Source organism: Helicobacter magdeburgensis, from assembly GCF_000765825.2.
GTDB lineage: Bacteria > Campylobacterota > Campylobacteria > Campylobacterales > Helicobacteraceae > Helicobacter_C > Helicobacter_C magdeburgensis.
In genome coordinates this window covers 107,013-125,097 of sequence record NZ_JRPE02000003.1, presented here as the reverse complement: position 1 = coordinate 125,097, position 18,085 = coordinate 107,013, and the positions used below count along the sequence as shown (strand labels likewise).

Annotated in this window: 12 protein-coding genes and 1 pseudogene; 5 read left to right on the top strand and 8 right to left on the bottom strand. The window is 40.4% G+C overall.

Annotation, left to right across the window (positions count from 1 at the left end):
• The first annotated feature begins 103 nt into the window (after positions 1–103).
• Positions 104–2,821 (top strand): phosphoenolpyruvate carboxylase, encoded by a 2,718-nt coding sequence (locus LS74_RS03005; RefSeq protein ID WP_138128792.1) that lies wholly within the window; start codon positions 104–106, stop codon positions 2,819–2,821.
• A 112-nt stretch (positions 2,822–2,933) separates the two neighbouring features.
• Here the strand turns inward: LS74_RS03005 and groL are convergent, their stop codons facing one another.
• Both groL and groES read right to left on the bottom strand, forming a co-directional pair.
• Positions 2,934–4,568, bottom strand: coding sequence for a chaperonin GroEL (gene groL, locus LS74_RS03000; RefSeq protein WP_034587607.1), 1,635 nt, complete (start codon positions 4,566–4,568; stop codon positions 2,934–2,936).
• A gap of 30 nt (positions 4,569–4,598) precedes the next feature.
• Positions 4,599–4,862, bottom strand: a pseudogene (groES, locus tag LS74_RS02995) (co-chaperone GroES); the annotation flags it as partial.
• Between the two features lie 404 nt (positions 4,863–5,266).
• Here groES and LS74_RS02990 point away from each other — a divergent pair.
• Complete coding sequence (locus LS74_RS02990; RefSeq protein WP_034587604.1) at positions 5,267–7,477, top strand: TonB-dependent receptor; 2,211 nt, start codon at positions 5,267–5,269, stop codon at positions 7,475–7,477.
• 95 nt (positions 7,478–7,572) lie between these two features.
• On the opposite strand, the gene LS74_RS02985 is transcribed toward LS74_RS02990, so the two are convergent.
• Both LS74_RS02985 and LS74_RS02980 read right to left on the bottom strand, forming a co-directional pair.
• Positions 7,573–8,100: a hypothetical protein gene (locus LS74_RS02985; protein WP_236096782.1), complete on the bottom strand. Its 528-nt coding sequence runs from the start codon at positions 8,098–8,100 to the stop codon at positions 7,573–7,575.
• A gap of 16 nt (positions 8,101–8,116) precedes the next feature.
• Positions 8,117–8,326 (bottom strand): alkylphosphonate utilization protein, encoded by a 210-nt coding sequence (locus LS74_RS02980; RefSeq protein WP_034587602.1) that lies wholly within the window; start codon positions 8,324–8,326, stop codon positions 8,117–8,119.
• A 196-nt stretch (positions 8,327–8,522) separates the two neighbouring features.
• On the opposite strand from LS74_RS02980, the gene LS74_RS02975 reads away from it, so the two are divergent.
• Complete coding sequence (locus tag LS74_RS02975; RefSeq protein ID WP_034587599.1) at positions 8,523–8,861, top strand: hypothetical protein; 339 nt, start codon at positions 8,523–8,525, stop codon at positions 8,859–8,861.
• Between the two features lie 24 nt (positions 8,862–8,885).
• On the opposite strand, the gene LS74_RS02970 is transcribed toward LS74_RS02975, so the two are convergent.
• Complete coding sequence (locus LS74_RS02970; protein ID WP_034587598.1) at positions 8,886–9,611, bottom strand: LysE family translocator; 726 nt, start codon at positions 9,609–9,611, stop codon at positions 8,886–8,888.
• 12 nt (positions 9,612–9,623) lie between these two features.
• The gene (locus LS74_RS02965; RefSeq protein ID WP_138128790.1) at positions 9,624–11,828 is read right to left on the bottom strand and encodes an NADP-dependent isocitrate dehydrogenase; all 2,205 of its coding nucleotides are present in this window, start codon (positions 11,826–11,828) and stop codon (positions 9,624–9,626) included.
• Between the two features lie 243 nt (positions 11,829–12,071).
• On the opposite strand from LS74_RS02965, the gene dnaG reads away from it, so the two are divergent.
• Both dnaG and LS74_RS02955 read left to right on the top strand, forming a co-directional pair.
• Positions 12,072–13,727 (top strand): DNA primase, encoded by a 1,656-nt coding sequence (gene dnaG, locus LS74_RS02960; protein WP_034589228.1) that lies wholly within the window; start codon positions 12,072–12,074, stop codon positions 13,725–13,727.
• Positions 13,705–14,754, top strand: a complete 1,050-nt coding sequence (locus LS74_RS02955; protein ID WP_084584352.1) for an argininosuccinate synthase domain-containing protein — start codon at positions 13,705–13,707, stop codon at positions 14,752–14,754. Before dnaG ends, LS74_RS02955 begins: the two co-directional genes overlap by 23 nt.
• A gap of 214 nt (positions 14,755–14,968) precedes the next feature.
• On the opposite strand, the gene LS74_RS10880 is transcribed toward LS74_RS02955, so the two are convergent.
• Positions 14,969–15,115: a hypothetical protein gene (locus LS74_RS10880; protein WP_167480464.1), complete on the bottom strand. Its 147-nt coding sequence runs from the start codon at positions 15,113–15,115 to the stop codon at positions 14,969–14,971.
• Positions 15,116–15,141: 26 nt separating this feature from the next.
• On the bottom strand, positions 15,142–17,949 hold the full coding sequence (gene ileS, locus LS74_RS02950; protein WP_034586821.1) for an isoleucine--tRNA ligase: 2,808 nt from the start codon (positions 17,947–17,949) through the stop codon (positions 15,142–15,144).
• Between the last annotated feature and the right edge of the window lie 136 nt (positions 17,950–18,085).

Sequence of the window (18,085 nt, the reverse complement as noted above, 5' to 3'; positions counted from 1 at the left end):
CAAACCACTTTTAAAGTTTAAGGCTCAATTGTAATTAAAACAAACTTAGTTATAATTAATACCGCAGCAAGTAAGCAAAGCCAAAACTCACAAGGGGGTAAATATGCAACACTCTAACACATCGCACATAAGATCACAAGATTCTATAATAGCTCATCACACAGATTCTGCTATCTTGCAATCTAGCCAAATGGACTTTGTATCAAGTATGATTTTACAGCTCCTTGAAAGCGTGGATAAAGAGCTAAAAGACGCATTTATCACTATCAAGCACAGCCTTGAAAATGCCGATTCTGCTACACTCACACAGACGCTTTCTCACATTTCTAGCCAAGATAAAACGCTTTCCATTATCAAGGCTTTTACGCTTTATCATATGCTTTTAAATATCATTGAAGAGCTAAATTTAAGCGATTCTGCCACACTTAATGCCCTGCCCCAAACTTTGCTAGATTTAAAAAATGAGGGCTATGATAAGCAAGATATTCTAAAAGTTTTACAAAATATCGCCTTTTACCCAGTTTTCACCGCTCACCCCACCGAATCTCGCCGCCGCACATTCCTTGAAGCCCATCACAAAATGAGTAAAAACATTAGAGATATTTTTAGCTCTAATGATTCTCAAGCACGATTTGAGCTTCTCTATCGCCTGAATCTATTGTGGCACACGCATTTGGTAAGAAGCGAAAAAATGGAGATTCTTTTTGAGCTTGATAACCTACTTTATATTATTGAAAGCTCCATTGTAGAATCTGCCACGCAAGTGCTTAGTAATATTCAAGCCCTTATAGGCACAAGCTTGAAGCACTCTCCTATTATTCTAGGCAGCTGGGTAGGGGGCGATAGAGATGGGAATCCTTATGTCAGCAATGAGATTATGACAAAGGTGATGAAAACCGCGCATAGAGCGATTATAGAGATGTATATCAAAAAATGTGAAAAACTTATCCGTGAGTTATCGCTTTCAAGTGATTTGAAAGAGCCTAGTGCCGAGCTTTTGCAGTCATTGCAATTAGAAAAAGAGCAACTCCCAAGCACAGAATCCACACTCTATGCCAAGGAGCCTTTCCGTGCGAAACTCTACCTTATCAAAAAGAAGCTCCAAAACCGCCTTATCGCCATTAACACCACCGATTCTATTGACTTTACCTACAATAATTCCAAAGAGCTTTTAAGTGATATTGATATGCTGATACGCTCTTTAGATTCTCTTTCAGCAAGTGGCTTGGTGGAGTTTTATAATCTCGTGCTTTTAGGTGGATTTCATCTTTTAAGGCTTGATTTTAGAGAGCATCGCGATGTGATTTTGAGTGCTACGAGTGAGATTTTTTGCCTGATTGGGCTATGTGATAGCGATTTTAAGGATATGAGTGAGCAGAAAAAGTGCGAGATTTTAAACCTTGCTTTGAGTGCCAAAAAGCTTGATTTAAACACGATATTAGAAGAGCTTTCAGATTCTACAAGGCGGTTTGTGGGAGCGTTTCTAAGAATCGCGTGGGCAAAAAAGCATATTTCGGAATCTATCCTGCAAAGCTTTATTATCTCTATGAGTAGTGAGCCTAGCGACTTGCTCTGTGTGCTGTGGTTTGCTAAACAAAGTGGTTTGTGGAAGCCGGGTAAGAAAAAGGAATCTAAAAAAGGCAGGGCGAAAATCTCCATTGCTCCGCTTTTTGAAACGATTGATGATTTACAACACGCTAAACACACTATCAAAACACTTTATGCCAACACGCATTATCAGCAATATTTACTTGATAATGACAATACACAAGAAATTATGGTGGGCTATTCGGATTCAAGTAAAGATGGCGGGATTTTTGCAAGTAATTACAATCTCTACTTTGCAATTGCGGATTTAATCAAACTCCAAAATGAGCTGCCACTTACTATCGCCTTTTTCCACGGACGCGGTGGGAGTGTGAGCCGCGGAGGAGGAAGCCTTGAAGAAGCCTTGCTTTCTGCTGCTCCACAAAGTGTGTGTGGGGTGCTTAAAACAACGGAGCAGGGTGAGATGATAAGTGCTAAATATCTAAATAAAAACATCGCTACAAAAAACCTTTCAAGCACGATAAGTGCGTTACTCAAAAAAAATGTGAATGATACATTTTGCATAGGCGGAGCTTGTGAGATAGACCCGCAGATGATGAAGCTCCTTGAGCCTATCTCACAAGCCTCTTGTGTGGCGTATCGTAAGCTTGTGTATGAGGACAAGGGCTTTATGACATATTTTAAACACGCCACGCCTATTGAGTTTATACAGAATCTTAATCTCGGCTCTCGCCCTAGCAAACGCAAGGATACGCAGAGCGTGGAGGATTTACGTGCTATTCCTTGGGTGTTTGCTTGGACGCAAAATCGCTCCATTCTCCCGGCGTGGTATGGACTAGGCAGTGCATTAGCCAGTGGGGATAAAAACGCACTCAAAGACTGCTATGCCAACTCGCTATTTTTCAAAACCACGATTGATAATATCTCTCAAGCTTTTTTGAAAGTAGATGTGGATATTGCTAAGCTGTATAATGAGTTTGTGCCAGATAAAACGATAGGGGATAGAATCTGGGAGCTTATCTATACGCAGTATCAGCTGACACTAGAGCATTTGCTCTATCTTAGAGGGGAGAATGCCCTGCTTGATTCTGAAAGTGAGATTAGGGAATCTATCCTGCTACGCAAACCATATTTAAGTGTGCTTAATCTCACGCAGATTGAGCTGATTAAAAAATACCAAACCTGCCATTATCCACAAGCACAAGAGCGATTAATGGAGCAGATTCACGCCACCATTGTAGGCATAGCCCAAGGCTTACGCAACACGGGGTGAAACAAAAAAATAATTAATCTCAAGATTCTAGAAAAGCAAAAAGTGGAGCGTAAAAATAGATTCTGCTCCGCAAGGGAAACAGAATCTTGTAGCTAAACAAAGGCTTGGGGGATTACATCATTCCGCCCATACCTCCCATTCCACCCATATCAGGCATTGCTGGGGCTGGTTTATCTTCTTTAATCTCATTGATTGTCGCCTCTGTTGTCAAAAGCAGACTTGAGACAGAAACCGCATTTTGCAACGCTATGCGAGTAACTTTCAATGGATCAATAATCCCATCTTTAAACATATCTACATACTCACCACTTGCAGCATTAAATCCAAAGCCATCTTTTGGGTTTTTCTCTACTTCATTCACCACAACACCCGCATCATATCCTGCGTTTGTAGCGATTTGTGCCAATGGAGCTTTAATCGCGCGTTTAATAATATCATAGCCAATCGCCTCATCGCCTTCAAGCTTTAGTTTTACCTTTTGTGAAGCACGGATAAGTGCAGAGCCACCACCGATAACAATGCCTTCATCAACTGCGGCTTTTGTCGCAGAGAGCGCATCATCTACGCGGTCTTTTTTCTCTTTCATCTCTACTTCGCTTGGCGCACCTACCTTGATAACAGCCACGCCACCGCTAAGCTTTGCTAAACGCTCTTGGAGTTTTTCTCTGTCATAATCACTTGTTGTGTTTTCAATCTCCATTTTAATTTGTGCGATTCTGTCTTTGACATCTTTTGCCTTGCCTTTGCCATCAACGATTGTTGTGTTATCTTTATCAATCACGATTCTTGCCGCACTTCCTAAATCAGCAATAGTCGCCGCTTCTAGTGTCTTACCAAGCTCTTCGCTAATGACTTGCCCACCTGTAAGGATAGCAATATCTTGGAGCATTGCCTTTCTCCTATCGCCAAAGCCCGGAGCCTTAACTGCTGATACATTCAGCACACCGCGGAGTTTATTCACCACTAAAGTTGTAAGTGCTTCGCCCTCAATATCTTCAGCAATGATAAGAAGTGGTTTGCCACTTTGCATAGTCGCTTCAAGCAAAGGTAGAATCTCTTTCATATTTGAGATTTTTTTATCTGTCAAAAGCACATAGGCATTTTCAAGCTGTGCTGTCATCTTATCCGTATTTGTTACAAAATATGCCGAGAGATAGCCTCTATCAAACTGCATACCCTCAACAACACTTAACTCATCATTAATCCCCTTAGCCTCTTCAACAGTGATAACACCATCTTTGCCGACTTTTTCCATTGCCTCTGCGATAAGTGAGCCGATATTTTCATCAGAGTTTGCAGAGATTGTCGCTACTTGTGCGATGTCGCTTTTCCCGCCAACTTTTTTGCTAATTTTTTTAAGCTCATCAATAATCGCTGCTACCGCTTTATCCATACCGCGTTTTACCGCAATGGGATTAGCCCCAGCTGTAATATTTCTTAAGCCCTCTTTGTAAATGCTATATGCAAGAACGGTTGCCGTAGTCGTCCCATCACCTGCCGCATCAGCGGTTTTACTTGCTACTTCTTTTACAAGCTGTGCGCCCATATTTGCAATAGGATCAGCTAACTCTACTTCTTTTGCCACAGACACGCCATCTTTTGTAATCGTGGGCGCACCATAACTTTTTTGAATAAGGACATTGCGTCCCTTTGGTCCCATTGTTACCTTAACCGCATCACTTAACTGCTTGATGCCTTCATACAATTTGTTTCTCGCTGAATCTGAAAAGTGAATTTCTTTTGCCATTTGCTACTCCTTATATGTGATTTATTTTTCAATAACGCCCAAAATGTCTTCTAGCTCTAAAACGATATATTCTTTAGAATCTAGCTTGATTTCAGTGCCTTTATACTTGCCAAACACGATTGTGTCATTCTCCTTCAATGCCTTGTCATCTTTGAGCTTCGCACTTACAGCCTTTACAATACCCATAAGCGGCTTTTCCTTAGCATTATCAGGAATGATAATACCTGAACTTGTCTTTGTATCTTCCTCGAGACGCTCTACAAGCACCCTTTCACCTAGAGGTTTAAACTTCATATCAAACTCCTTGTCATTATAAAATTATCAAAAATTTAGCACTCAATTTTTGAAGTGCGAGAATTTTATATTAACTTGTTAAACAAGTCAATACTTTATATCATTTTTATAAAAAAACTTTAGTCTATTAAACTAAAGTAATATATAATAAATTCTATAAACTGTGCTTGACTTGCAAACTATCCATCTCAACGCCTAATATTTTAATCACACAAAAAAGCCTAAAATATAGATTTTGTATTATTTTTTACATTTTTTTAGTTTCCAAAATCTTTGCCTTACAAACTATGGATTAAGTAAAATTTTGGCAAATAAGAACAAACTTGCTTGTTTTAGTATTATTATTTTAAATAAAGTATGATTATAGTAATATCTTTATTAGTTTTTACATAAGAAATATTACGATGAAGTTAAAAGTGTTTATGATAATGAGCGTGATAGGTATGTCTTTAGCTCACGATGAAATCTCTGTGAATCTTGGCAAAAGCATAGTGAGTGCTTCGCGTGTGGATACGCCTATCAACGAGGCTCCGGGCAATGTCAGTGTGGTAACACAAAAAGAGATTAATCTCCGTCCAAATTACAAATTTAGCGACACATTGCGTGGCTTTGAGGGTTTGCAGCAGAGTAAATCACGCGGTATGGATACCTTTGATGGTGTGAAGATTCGTGGGCTAAGCGGTGCGGCGGTTATGATTGATGGCATTATGCTAAATGACATAAATAACAATACAAAAATGCTAACAGCGATGAGTGCTGATGATATAGAGCAGGTGGAGGTGGTGCGAGGGGCGTTTTCAAATATTTATGGCAGTGGTGCGGTTGCTGGAGCGATTAACTTCATCACAACTATGCCAACAAGTTTTGAGACAAGGGCGAGTTTTGGCTATGGTAGCGCACTAGGCACGGAGTTTGCCCCAAAGAATACATTTCGTGGATATGTGAGTGTGGGTGATGCGTTTTTAGAGAAAAAACTGCGAGTGAAACTCTCTTTTGGCACGACAAATTCACAAGGCTATGCGGCAGATTCTGTTGTAGTCAGTGATGTAAATGGCTATGAAGGCGGGAAACCCACGCTAAATTCTGACACCGGGAAGCTAAGGTATAACATTGGCGATATGGGAAATCAGGCATATCAAATCTATGATAGTGCTTTGAAAGCAGAGTATGACATTGGCGATGTGGGGACATTGAGTGGTTATTTGCGGTGGAATATGTATAGCTATGATCATAAAAATCAACGCACATTCCTAACCCAAAATGGCAATCCAAGCTATGGTGATAATCAAGAAGTGGATATTAATGATGGCAGACCAGCCCCCATTCTCTATGGACGACATATCGGCAAAGAAATGTATCATCAGCTAGTCAGTGCGGTGGGCTATAAGCATTATCTACCAAATGATAGTCATATAGAAGTGAAGTTTTCACGCATTGATGGCTGGGATAAGTTTAATAACCCCGATGGTGGTGCGAACCCACAAAATGCGAATACAAGCATAAATGGCGGTGTAGGCTCACAAACAAATCACCGATATCAGACAAATAACCTTGATTTGCTCTACCTTGCAAATGTGAGTGAAAATCATAGAATCTTAAGTGGCGTGCAGTATCGGCATAACAACTACACACAGACATTAGATTACATAGCAAATTGGAAAGATTTTAACTCCACATCTCAAGGCAGGGCGACTTCAGGCTACGCTCAAGGCGGAAAAAGTGCAAATGTGGGAGTATTTAGCGAGTGGCAGGGGAATTTTTTTGAATCTTTAAGCACAAATATTGGTGTAAGGTATGACTTTTGGCAGGGCTATGATGTGTATAAAGATACTGATGTTTATGCGAAAAATACCAAGCATAATCTTAGTCCTAAAATATCGCTCAATTATGCTTTAAGCGACACAACACGCTTGAAGTCATCTTTTGGACAAGCCTTTAAAGCCCCTACGCTCTCTCAAATGTTTAGCAACAGGGCATTGAGCGATGGCACATTTATAAAGGGGAATCCACACTTAAAGCCAGAGAATGTTATAAGCTTTGATGTGGGCTTTGAATGGGATATTGTTTTGGGTGAAGATTATGGAGCATTTAAAATGTATTATTTTAACAACACAATAACAAATGCGATTATGCAATATTATGCTGATGTCAATTTGCGTGGAATGTATGATAATCTTGGCAAAAATCGCATACAAGGGATTGAAAGCTCTCTTATGCTGCCCTTAGGCTATGGCTTGAGTGTGCATCTCACTTATACTTTTATGGATTCTAAGATTCTAAAAAGTATAGAATCTAATACGCAAGGCAATAAGGTTGCTGGGATTCCAGCACATATGGCATATGGGGCATTGAACTATGATAAGGAGGCGTTTTATGGCTCTTTTGGCGTGGAATATGCAAGTAAGCCCTATAAAAATGCGATGAATACGCTAACGCCTAGTGGTGTGTATGGAGCGACAGATAGCTACATTATTGCGGATTTGCGTTTGGGGTGGCGGATAAATAAGAATCTTGATATAAGCTCAAATATCACAAATCTTTTTAACCACGCTTATTATAGCTACTATCGTGCGAGTGGCAGGGCGTTTTTTGTCTCGCTTGCTGGGAGATTTTAGGGGATTTTGAATTTTAACAAGCAAGGCGAAGTTTCTTAGAAAATCTCAAATTGATGAGAAAGTAGGGGTTTAAAGTGGGAGGTTGGGAAGCAAACTTAATGTTGGAGCTGTGATCTTATGGTATCTGCGAGACTAAGCTCGGAGTTGATAATCCAATTATCTTGCTCATAATTTACAAGATGAAGCTCTGTCTCCACAATCGCTGTGCCAAAGTGGATTCTCACAAGGGCGGTTGCAGTAGGCATAGTCGGGCTAGAATCTTGTGTGCTTTGTGTGTGGGGAGCTGCTTGTGTAAGGTCATCTTGTTTAATGCTTAGAATCTCTACTTTCTTATATCCTTTAAGCATTGCTGCTTGTGCGGATTCTGCGGCGACAAAGAGATTGGCAAGGTTGGCATTTCCCATAGATTGAAGGGCAAAGCCATAGCTAGAATAGCGGAGATATTTGTCTAAATCCCCGCCAAACAGCCCCTGCATATAGCCTTCTATCGCCTCTTGTTGAGCCTTTTCTCGCGGGGATTTGTGTAAATCACAGCCAAGAAAAGCAAAACATAATAAGCCTATACATAAAAGACGCAGAGCTTTTACTACGGCTTTTTTAGTGCGGTGAGAGATGGGAGTCATAGTGTGGGATTTTCAATCATATCTTTTTAAGAAAGCAGGTTTTTAGCACGACCACACCGCATTTATCAACCTTAGCTTCAATCTCATCATCTTTGTTTGTAAGCCTGATGTTTTTGATTGTCGTGCCGCGTTTAATGGTGCTTGAAGCCCCTTTGACTTTTAAATCCTTGATAACGCTTACATTATCTCCAGCGTTGAGTTCTATGCCATTAGAATCTTTTGCCATTTTATCCCCTTAGAATCTTGAAATACACTCAATTTGAAGTGGTATTATAAGTGTTTTTGTGCATATTTGCAAGGAAAAATAAGAATGCTTAGCATAACCCTTGCTTAAATAACGATAGTGGCGTATGATAGGAGCTAATGTGTTTAAACATAGGGACGATACTTGTATGAGTATATCTTAACCAAAGGAGGAGGATATGGCACTTAGTCCCATTGGAAATGTTACTTATATCAATCAAAACTCCCAAGTTGGCTCTATGCAACACGCAAATGCGATGCAAAAGGTGGATTTTGCACTCAATGCAAATATGCAAGAGTTTGTAGATAAACTTAAAGCCGTGCAAGAAGTCGCCCCCGCACAAGAGACAAAAGCCATTGATCCTGATGATAAACAGGAGAAAAAAAACGAGCAAGAATCGCATAAAGATTCTGAATCCGCTAAAGAGAGTGAGAGCTTGGCAGTGGTAGAAGATGATGTGGCTGATGATATTGCGTGTGTGGGCGATGAGGTGCATTTGCTTGATATTTTGGCGTAAAACAAATATGGACTAGGGCTTATGCTAGTTTTGCAAAGATATTACTCCATATACAATGCCAAAGATTCCAACCATTATAAGCACAATGTCGCTAAGTGGGGCTATGAGCGTTTCAAATCGCTTTAGTTGTATCTTTTGGGAAATGTAGCTTATAAGAAGAAGCAAACTAAAATCAAGGGCTATCCACGATAGCGTAAGGACTGCAATGCTAAGATACAGAGAGTGCGTTATACCTAAAAACTGCGGAAAAAAGGCGATGAAAAATAAAATGTCTTTGGGGTTTGATAGGCTTAGAAGTAAGCCTTGTAAGAAAGGGCTATATTTGTTTTGCGTTGTCTTTTCTAAAGAATCTTCACTTTGATTGCTTTCAAATTTAGAATCTTTATAAGATATTTCGCTACGCTCAATATGGCAAGGCTGTGCTGAATCTCCACATTTCCTTTGCTTAAAAAATCCCAAAAGTGAGCTAGAGCCAAGATAGAGTATAAAGCCACAGCCTACAATACTCATAATCCCAAGCATAGTTTCTGAGACTTTAGCTACACCTAAAATCACCGCAATGCTTACAGCGATAAGCAGGAGTGAGCCTAGATTTGTCCCGCAGATTGTCTTTAAGGCTTGTGTGCTTTTGGTTTTAGAATCTTGCCCTTTTAGCGTATTTTTTAGCACAAGGGCAACAACCGGTCCGGGTGTAATGATAAGCGTAATAACAGCACCCAAATACGCACTAAACAAAGTAAAATCTAGCATTTTAGCTGCAAACTATTTCTTAGCAATTCGTTCAATCACCGCATTAAAGCTTTTACTCGGTCGCATAACGCTTTCAGCCTTATTGTCATCAAATTTATAATATCCGCCTAGATCTACTTTCACGCCTTGAGCGGAGTTAAATTCAGCCCTAATAGAATCTTGCTTAGATTCTAGCTCATTAGCAATTGGCGTAAAGAATGCTGCAATGCTAGAATCCACTTTTTGCTCACTCAACGCCCTAGCAAAATACATCGCCAAGTAAAAATGACTTGTGCGGTTGTCATCTTCGCCTACTTTGCGTGAAGGGGCTTTGTTATTATCAAGCCATTGTGAAGTAGCCGAGTCTAGTGCGTCTGCTAACACCTTTGCCTTAGGACTATTTTGCTTTTGTGCGTAGAACTCTAGACTTGCTTGCAGGGCTAGAAACTCACCCAAGCTATCCCAACGCAAGTGATTTTCCTCCACAAGTTGTTCTACCTGCTTTGGCGCACTGCCCCCAGCCCCGGTTTCAAACATCGCCCCGCCATTTAGCATAGGCACGACGGAGAGCATTTTCGCACTTGTGCCAAGCTCCAAAATTGGGAAAAGATCAGTCAAATAATCACGCAAAACATTGCCTGTGATAGAAATGGCATTTTTCCCAGCACGGATAAGTCGCAGGGATTCTAAACACGCTTCTTTTGGGGCTAAAATGGCTATGTCTTTGCCCTTTTCTTGTAGTCTTTTCTTAACTAAATCAATCATAATGTTATTACTAGCCCTTTTAGAATCAAGCCAGAAAATCGCCTTATCCCCCGTTAAATCCGCCCTTTCAATCCCTAAATCAATCCAGTTTTGCACCGCATCAAATTTGGCTTGATTAGCGCGATAAATATCGCCCTTTTTCACGCGATGAGTAAGCAGCACTTTATCATTAGAATCTACGATAATAAACTCCCCATCATTTGGGGCTACAAAGGTTTTGTCGTGTGAGCCATATTCTTGGGCTTTTTTCGCCATTAAGCCTACATTGCTAACACTGCCTAAAGTCGCAGGATTTAGCACTCCATTAGCCTTTAAATCTTCAATTACGGCTTCATAAATAGTCGCATAAGTTTTATCGGGAATCACAGCGTTCGCATCGCATTCCTTGCCGTCTTTGTCCCATAATCTCGCGCCATTTTTTAGCATAGCAGGCATTGAGGCATCTACAATCACATCGCTTGGGATATGCAGGTTGGTAATGCCTTTGTCGGAATTTACCATAGAGATTTTGGCGGATTTTTCTAAAATCTCATTGTATTTCGCAAGAATCGCCGCTTTTTTGGGGCTAGATTCTATCTTTGTAAGCAGCTCATTCACGCCATTATTGGCATTCACACCTAAAGATTCTAACTCGTCCTTAAACTCAGTAAAAAGCTCCTTAAAATACGCTTTCACCGCATAGCCAAAAAGGATTGGATCGCTTACTTTCATCATCGTAGCTTTTAAATGCAGTGAAAAGAGTATGCCTTGCTTTTTGCAGGATTCAATCTGCTCTGTATAAAACTCACTCAATTTTTGTGCGTCCATAAAGGTGGCATCTAGTATCTCATTTGCCTCTAGCTTTAGCCCATCTTTCAATACCTTTTGTCCGCTAGAATCTTTGAAAATAATCTTTGCCGTTGTGGGAGATTCGATTAGCACCGCCTTTTCATTATCAAAGAAATCGCCCTCTTTCATATAGCTCACACAGCTTTTTGAGTTTTTATCAAAAGGCGTAACGCGGTAAGGATTTTTCTGTGCGTAGGATTTGACCGCATTGGTGCTACGGCGATCGGAATTGCCCTGTCGTAAAACAGGATTGACTGCCGAGCCTAGCACTTTTTGGTATTTTTCTTTCACTGCCTTTTCTTGCTCGTTGCTCGGCTCATCTGGGAAATTTGGCACATTATAGCCCTTTGCTTGTAGCTCTTTAATGGCGTTTTTAAGCTGGGGGATTGAAGCAGAGATATTTGGGGTTTTAATGAGATTTGCATTTGGCGTTTTGACAAGCTCACCAAGCTGACTTAGGGCGTCTTCTACGCGTTGATTTGGATTTAAACTCTCCGGGAATTGTGCTAAGATTCTAGCACTTAGGGAAATGTCAGCGCTCTCTACTTTAATGTCTGCGTGATTAAGAAAAGCCTTTGCGATAGGCAGAAATGAGTAGGTCGCTAGGGCTGGGGATTCATCTGTGAGTGTGTAAGTGATTTTCATTGTGTGTCCTTTTGTCGTGAAATTAAAAGTGTCTTTAGTATAGCAAAAATCATTATTTTTGGAATAATAGGCAAGATTTTTTTAAACTTTTGGTGTGATAAGGGCGGATAGGTAGCATTTATTTTATAACTTGATATTATGTTTGCCTTGTAAATTTGGCTCAAAAAGTTTAGAATCTAAGCCTTTTTTCTATACAATTTTGCTGATTTTAGCATTTATAGATTCTAAGGAAAAGCACTAAAAATGATTAGCAAACATTCCATTGAAACGCTCAAACAAACAATAGACATTCTTGATGTTATCGGCTCGGTTGTGGAGTTAAAAAAAGTTGGAAGCAATTATGTGGCGTGTTGTCCATTCCACGATGAGAAAACACCTAGTTTTGTGGTGAGTCCAGCAAAAGGATTCTATCACTGCTATGGCTGTGGCGTAGGCGGTGATAGCATAAAGTTTCTTATGGAGTATGAAAAGCTAAGTTTTGTAGAGAGTGTGGAGAAAATCGCAGCGATTATGAATTTCACACTTGAATACGAAAAGAGCTATGAGAAAAAGCCCGATTTTACTTTGCTTGATGAGATAACGCGATTTTATCAAAAGAATCTCTTAAATCATAAGCCATCTTTAGAATACCTTAGCTCTCGCTGTGTGGCAAACTCAAGCATTGAAAAATTTGCTTTGGGCTATTGTGGGGCGAGCTTTGAAACGCTTAAATTTCTTAATGCTAAAATGCTGAATAAGGCTGAAGCCTTGGAATATGGCGTAATTGGCAAAGATTCTACGAGGGAGTATGCGAGGTTTAGCGATAGGATTATCTTTCCCATTCACTCTCCTAGTGGCAAGGTTGTGGGCTTTGGCGGACGCACGATGAGTGGGGCAAATGCGAAATATATAAACTCCCCACAAAGCAAGATTTTTAATAAATCAAAACTGCTCTATGGCTACTACATCGCAAAAGAAAAGATTTATAAGCAAAAGAAAATCATTGTATGTGAGGGGTATCTTGATGTGATTATGCTACATCAAGCGGGGTTTGACTACGCGGTGGCGACACTTGGCACGGCTTTGACAAAGGATCATTTGCCACTTTTAAGCAAGGGGGAGCCAAAGGTGATTCTAAGCTATGATGGCGATAAGGCGGGGATAAATGCGGCTTTTAAAGCAGCTAAGATTCTAGCCGCAAGTGGCAAAGATGGGGGTGTTGTGATTTTTGCTAATGGAGCTGACCCTGCTGATATGGTGGCAAATAAGCAGGTAAATGAACTCAGCGATATGTTTGCTAACCCTATGCCTTTTGTGGATTTTATCCTAAGCCATATTACTAAAAGTTATGATCTCAATAATCCTTTGGAGAAAGAAAAGGCATTAGCTGAATCTACGCAGTTTCTTCACACACTTAGCCCTGTGCTACAAGAGGAGTATAAGCCCACACTCGCAAATTTGCTATCTTTGCCTACACATCTTATCGGCTCAAAACGCCGTGTGTTGCATACTCCCCCTGCTTTTACCGCCCCAACGCAAGAGATTGCTGAATCTGTGCTTGTGAAAACTTTGCTTGAAAAGCCAGAATGGATTGATTTTACATTAGAATATATTGATATATCGTTGTTTGCTTACAAAAGAGAAGAGTTTGCCAAGCTTTTGCAACAAGAGATAGGACACCCACTGCTTATTGCCATTGCCATTAATGAAAAAATCAAGCCTTTAAATGATTTACCCTCCCTTAAAGAACATTTGAGATTATTCATTATTCAGGCTTATACGCAGTTTTTGTCTCAAATACCGCGTTTTGAAGCGATGAGTTTGCAGGAAAAAGGCGCACTCATCAAGGAAGTAAAAACCAAAATTTTACAACTTAAAAAAGGAGAATTATTACCCTATGTTAGCTTTAGCACTTTTTAGCGGAGGTTGTGATAGCCTCATCTCTATGAAATTATTAAAAGATCAAGGCATTGATGTGATTGCCCTGCATTTTAACATCGGCTTTGGCGGGAATAAGGATAAGCTAGAATATTTTCAAAACGCCACGGCACAGATTGATGTAGAATTGCAAGTCCTTGATATAAGACAGCAGTTTTTTAATGATGTGTTGTTTAAGCCAAAATACGGCTATGGCAAGTATTTTAACCCCTGCATTGACTGTCACGCCAATATGTTTGCTAATGCGTTTGATTATCTGCTTAAGGTTAATGCGGATTTTGTCATTAGCGGTGAGGTGCTAGGACAGCGTCCAAAATCCCAACGCAAGGAAGCTTTAGACCAAGTTAGGTCTCTTGTGCGAAAAATAGGGTTAGATTCTAAGTTTGATAGAATCTTAAGCCGTGATGGGAGCGATAAGAGTAAGCCACAAACCCTTGATGAATTGCTTTTGCGTCCTATGAGTGCTAAACTTTTAGAGCCAAGCTTCCCTGAAAAAATGGGCTGGGTAGATAGAGAGAAGCTACTTGATGTAAGTGGGCGGGGACGCACAAGGCAGCTAGAGATGATTAAGGAGTATGGGTTTAAGTATTTTGAAAAGCCCGGAGGTGGCTGTCTGCTCACTCAAGATTCTGTGGCGTTAAAGATTAAGGATCTCATCTCGCATCGTCAAATGCAGTTTGAAGATATAGAGATGGTAAAGGTTGGGCGGTATCTCGTGCTGGAAAATGGTGCAAGATGCGTCATTGCAAGGAATGAAGAGGAAAATGCTAAACTTGCCACGCCAAATCCGCAAATGGAGCAGATTACTTTGCTTGATTGCGTAGGACCGCTTGGGATTGTGGAGAGCAATGCAAGTGTGGAAGATAAGATTCTAGCTGGACGCATTGCCTTAAGCTATGCTAGAACAGAATCTCACAAATCCTATCAAGTTAAAATCGGCTCTGTGGTGCATACGCTTACACCGCTTGAACGGGAAAAGGCACAGGGATATTTGCTATTAAGTTCCTAGGTATCTTGCTTGTAGGCTCTACATTGTTTTTTTGGCAATTCAGTTTGTGGTGAAACATACGGATATTATAAAAATTCGTATGTTTATTGTCCTTTAACCTCCCCCCCTTATGATTTTCCTTGCAACCCACATCTGCTAGAAAAAAACAGAGTTTTTCTCACTCAAAATCTTAGAATTACTAAAATCTATCTTTGTAAATTTTAGAACATCCTTCTTAAAATTTTTTAGGGCGGAAGTGGCGGAGGATTAAAAATCCCACAAACGCACAAGAAAGCACTACAACAATCCCACTAAAAGCCTCAAAATACCCAAATGGCTCACTCAAATCCCACACCTTTAAACCAAAAAATTCAAATCCCATTACAAGCCCCCAAAGCCTATCACACTTTAAAGTGTCGCCACCACAGCAGAGCAACGCTCGCATAGCTCCCCACTTTCTACCACAAACTGCCAACACCGCTCACACTTAGCCATTTGTGCCTTGCGTATAGCAAAGCTATGTCCCTGCACTTCAAACTTTCCTAGCACATTCACATCTGCAGAATCTACACGCCCCGCATATACGCGTGAAACAATGAGCCACTTATCAAGCAAGGTAAAATCTTTTGGCAACGCAGAATCTCCACAATACACAAGCTCCACTTCAAGCGAGGACTTAATGCTTTTTTGCTTTTTAAGATTATCAAGCACTTCCCCAAAGCTCTCTCGCACATTTAAAAGCAAGGCAAAATCCACATCTAGATTCAAATCATACACATCTTTACACGCAAATCTTTTTAACTCAAAAATATCCTTATACTCGCCCCCCAAATGATTATGTTTGATAGCCGCACTCGCGTGGCTAAAGGCTTCATTTGCTGTGTATGTCAGCACAGGGGCGATAAAATGTAGTAGTCTTTGTGTCAGTAGTACCATAGAGCTTAAAATCGCTCTCCTACGCACAGAATCCGTCTTATCACAATACAAAATATCCTTACACAAATCCAAGTAGATTCCACTTAGCTCATTGCTTAAAAAATTCATCACTACTTGAAATGCCTTAGCAAAGTCATAAGTATCAAAGTAGCTATATGCGTCTTCAAACACGCTATCACAAGTTTGTAAAATCCATCTATCAATCGCTCCTAACTCACTAAAGCCCACCATTACACTTGGCTCAATGTCCGCATTAGCAAGTAAAAAGCGGATAGTATTGCGAATCTTGCGATACTGCTCTCCTACTTGCTTTAAAATCTCATCGCTTATATTTTGATCGCTTTGATACTGACTTAAAGCTACCCATAGACGCAAAATCTCACTGCCCTGCGTTTTTATAATCTCACTTGGGGCGATGACATTCCCCTTACTCTTACTCATTTTTTCGCCATTTCTATCAAAGGTAAAGCCGTGGGTTAGAATCTGCTTGTAAGGTGCGATTTTACTCACCGCACAAGAGAGCAATAAAGAGCTTTGAAACCACCCTCTGTGCTGATCGCTCCCCTCAAGATACATATCCGCTGGGTGATCACCTGCGTCATAAGCATTCTTAGTTTGATAAGGATTTTTCAATACCGCACTCCAAGTGCTACCGCTATCAAACCACACATCAAGGATATGTTTGCTTTTGCTTAAATTTTGTGCTAAATGCTTATGACTTTGTGGGAGTAAGTCTTTAATCTCATAGCTCCACCACGCATCACAGCCTTGCTTTTCAAAAATCTCTGCCATAAACTCAAGCACTTCTATATCAAGCAAGGGCGCGTTTGTGTCCTTATCTACCAAAAAGGCAATAGGCACACCCCAATCCCTCTGCCGAGAGATACACCAATCGGGACGATTTTCAATCATAGAGTAGATTCTATTTTTGCCATTTTGCGGGTAGAATCTCACCTTGTCAAGCTCACTTAAGGCTAATTCTTTGAGCGTTTTGCCTTGATAAAAAGGCTTATCAAGCAAAATAAACCACTGCGTTGTCGCACGATAAATCACAGGCTTGTGCGATCGCCAACAATGCGGATAACTATGCGTAATCACACTTTTTTTCAAAAGATTTAAACCTAGAATCTTAAAAATACTCTCGTGTGTTTCAAAGATATTTTTCCCCACAAACTCTCCCGCATATTCCTTTGGCACAAGCCCCATAGATTCTACAAGTGGGCTAAAATTTCCCTTATCATCAACGGGCATAATCACAGGCAGATTATACTTTAGCCCAATATAGTAGTCATCTTCGCCGTGTCCGGGGGCTGTATGCACCGCTCCACTGCCCTCACTCATACTCACGTGTTCGCCTAAAATCACAAGTGAAGTCCTACCATTTAGCGGATTAATGGCTTCAAGGTTTTCAAAAGCTTTGGCATCAAATTCTTGTGCGATTTCGCCAATGCCTAGATTCTCCTTGCATTTGCTATGCAGGGCTTTTGCCACGATATAGCCATCACTAGTCAGCACATAAGATTCATTAGGATTAAGTGAGATAGCCACATTTGCCGGGAGTGTCCAAGGCGTAGTCGTCCAAATGATAAGTTTGCCTTGTGGGATTCCAAGCGTGTCTAAAGCTCTTTCACTTAAGCTAAAAGCTACAAAAATAGAATCTGATTGCTTCTCTTGGTATTCCACCTCTGCATCAGCTAATGCACTCTCACAAGCCCAGCTCCAATAAATAGGCTTAGATCGTTCTGCCAAAAGCCCCTCTTTCACAAGGGCTATAAGCAAACGATAAATCTGTGCTTCAAAGGCAAAGTCCATTGTCTTGTAAGGATTGCTAAAATCCCCCAAAACACCCAAAGCCTGAAACTCTTCGCTTTGAATCTCAATAAATTTTTGTGCGTGATTCCTGCATAGCTCTCGCAATTTCGTTTTTTCTAAACTATCTTTTTTATCTTTACCGATTTTTTGCTCCACTTGCTGCTCAATAGGCAGTCCGTGGCAGTCCCAGCCGGGCGTGTATCGGATATTTTCGCCCTTAAAATAATGATATTTCACAATAATATCTTTGAGAATCTTGTTTAATGCGTGTCCTATGTGGAGATGCCCGTTTGCATAAGGTGGTCCATCGTGGAGAGTAAAGCTTTTTGCACTCTTATTGGCATTTTTTAATCGCTCATAGAAATTATTCTCTTTCCATTGTGCGTAAGTTTGCGGCTCATTTTGAGGGAGATTCCCTCGCATTGGAAAAGTCGTTTGGGGTAAAATTAAAGTCTCTTTGTAGTCCATTGCTACTCCCTATTCATAAAAATACAAAAAGTAAAAATAAAGCTAGGATTGTAGCAAAAAATCCTAATTTTTGCCCCCTTTGTGTTAGAATATGCCACTTTGCCAACGCTAGATTCTAAAAATATTAAGAGAAAGG